The sequence below is a fragment of the Streptomyces sparsus genome (assembly GCF_054776295.1).
Genome location: NZ_BAAHCA010000712.1, coordinates 1 through 2,550, shown reverse-complemented (window position 1 = coordinate 2,550; position 2,550 = coordinate 1). Strand labels below are relative to the sequence as shown.

General features: G+C 73.9%; 3 protein-coding genes. 2 read left to right on the top strand and 1 reads right to left on the bottom strand.

Features of this window, described 5'->3' with window-relative positions:
- The first annotated feature begins 83 nt into the window (after window positions 1-83).
- Window positions 84-1,451 (top strand): FAD-binding oxidoreductase, encoded by a 1,368-nt coding sequence (locus ACYVE9_RS22475; RefSeq protein WP_461029708.1) that lies wholly within the window; start codon window positions 84-86, stop codon window positions 1,449-1,451.
- A gap of 33 nt (window positions 1,452-1,484) precedes the next feature.
- Here ACYVE9_RS22475 and ACYVE9_RS22470 read toward each other — a convergent pair whose 3' ends face one another.
- Window positions 1,485-1,964, bottom strand: a complete 480-nt coding sequence (locus tag ACYVE9_RS22470) for an SsgA family sporulation/cell division regulator (RefSeq protein WP_461029707.1) — start codon at window positions 1,962-1,964, stop codon at window positions 1,485-1,487.
- 326 nt (window positions 1,965-2,290) lie between these two features.
- On the opposite strand from ACYVE9_RS22470, the gene ACYVE9_RS22465 reads away from it, so the two are divergent.
- Window positions 2,291-2,550 (top strand): DUF2510 domain-containing protein (locus ACYVE9_RS22465; protein ID WP_461029706.1); only part of this gene is annotated, 260 nt, incomplete at its 3' end.

The following is a 2,550-nucleotide window of genomic DNA, read 5'->3' as shown; positions in this document are numbered from 1 at the left end:
CCGGCAGCGGCCGGTTCCCCGGGCCCGCGCCCCGCGCCCGGCGCGATGTTGTCCGGCCAGGGGCCGGGTGCCAGGGTGGGGGCATGGGCGCACTGATCGCACAGCTCCGGGACGGGCTCCCCGCCGACGCGGTCCTCACCGACCCCGACGTCATGGCCGCCTACACCCACGACATGGCCAGCTTCTGCACGGCCGGCACGCCCGCCGCGGTGGTGCTGCCGCGCACCGTCGAACAGGTCCAGCACGTCATGCGGACCGCCACCGCCACCCGCACCCCGGTCGTGCCGCAGGGCGCCCGCACCGGCCTGTCCGGCGCCGCCAACGCCACCGACGGCTGCGTCGTCCTGTCGCTGCTGCGCATGGACCGCATCCTGGAGATCAACCCCGTCGACCGGATCGCCGTCGTCGAACCGGGCGTCGTCAACGCCACCCTGTCCCGCGCGGCCCTCGACGTCGGCCTGTGCTACCCGCCGGACCCCTCCAGCTGGGAGGAGTGCACCATCGGCGGCAACATCGGCACCGCCTCCGGCGGGCTGTGCTGCGTCAAGTACGGGGTCACCGCCGAATACGTGCTCGGGCTCGACGTGGTGCTCGCCGACGGCCGACTGCTCACCACCGGCCGCCGCACCGCCAAGGGCGTCGCCGGCTACGACCTCACCCGGCTCTTCGTCGGCTCCGAGGGCAGCCTGGGCATCATCGTGCGAGCCGTGCTCGCCCTGCGGCCCCGGCCGCCCGAGCAACTCGCGCTGGCCGCCGAGTTCCCCTCCGCGCAGGCCGCCGGTGACGCGGTCTGCCGCATCATGGCGGGCGGCCACACACCGTCGCTGCTCGAACTCATGGACCGCACCACGCTCCGGGCCGTCAACCGGCTCACCCGCATGGGACTGCCGGAGACCACCGAGGCCCTGCTGCTCGCGGCCTTCGACACCCCCGATCCGGCAGCGGACCTCGCCGCGGTCGGTGCCCTCTGCGAGGCCGCCGGTGCCAGCCAGGTGGTGCCCGCCGAGGACGCCGCCGAGTCCGAACTGCTGCTCGCCGCCCGGCGGTCCGCGCTCGTCGCCCTGGAGGCGGTAAAGGGCACCACGATGATCGACGACGTGTGCGTGCCGCGCTCCCGGCTCGCCGAGATGCTGGACGGCGTCGCCACGATCGCCGAGAAGCACCGTCTCACCATCGGTGTGTGCGCCCACGCGGGCGACGGCAACACCCATCCGACGGTCTGCTTCGACGCCGCCGACCCGGACGAGGCGGCCCGCGCCCGGCAGTCCTTCGACGAGATCATGGGGCTCGGACTGGAACTGGGCGGCACCATCACCGGCGAACACGGCGTGGGCGTGCTGAAGAAGGAGTGGCTTGCCCGGGAACTCGGCCCGGTAGGGCTGGAGTTGCAGCAGGGCGTCAAACAGGTCTTCGACCCGCTGGGCCTGCTCAACCCGGGCAAGCTGTTCTGACGTCGGCCGACGCGGACGGTCCGGCACCGCCGGTCAGGCGCCGGGTTCACCGCCGCCGTCCTCGTTGGCGCACCCGCCGCCGGACCGCACGTCGTCACCGCTGGCCGGGGCCAGCAGCGCGCCGATCGCCCGGTCGAGGCACAGCTGCTCACTCTCCGCCCCGGGCGGCACCGCCCGCAGAGTGCGCTCCAGCCAGGCCGACACCGCGTCCACCGGGGCCTCCAGCAGGGCGTCGCCGTCGGGTGAGCTGAGCGCCATGCAGACCACGGACCGGTCGTCGGCCTTGGTCGGCCAGACCCGCACGTCACCGTGCCCGCTCGGCCGGAAGACGCCCTCCACCAGCAGGTCGCGGGAGAACGTCCAGTGGACCGGGTGGGGGGAGCCGATGTGGAAGGCGATGTGCACGGCGTAGGGGTCATCGGTGCGGTAGCTCAGCCGGGCCGGCACGGCGACGCCGTGCTCGGGCGACAGCACGAGCCTCAGTTCCAGTTCCCTCTCCACAGCGGTGTGCATGACGACAGGCCCCTCTCTGGTTGTCTCTCCTCGCGGCGACCCACGGCCCCGCAGGAAGAGAGAGCGCGCCGCCCCCGCTTCCTTACGCGACTTCGCCGCACTTCTTTCGCGGGATGTGCCGGGACGGCCGCCCGGACGGGTGAGGCCGCCCGGAAAGCACGCGCCGGAAGCCCGCCGGGTGTCGCCCGGAAAGGTGGGGGACCTTGCCGGACGGCCGCGGGCGGCCCCCCGACTCTGGTAGATGTGGACCCGGCCACCCGGACGCGGCAGCACGGGCAGCCGAACAGACCAGCACCCACGGCCAACCAGACACGGGACCGGGACAGATGAGCGCGCCTCCTTCGAGATCCGCCAACGGCACCACACCGGCCGGGTACTACCCGGACCCGTCCATCCCCGGATACATCCGCTACTGGGACGGCGCGGCCTGGGTGCCCGGAACGAGCCGGCCCGAACCCCGCGACGGCGAACCGACCCCGCAGCCGCCGCCGGGGGTGACCCCGCGCACCCCGCCGAAGGAGGAGACCGGCCCGGTCTTCTTCGACGAGGTGCCGCACACCGCCCCCGCGTCAGCCGCCCCCGCACG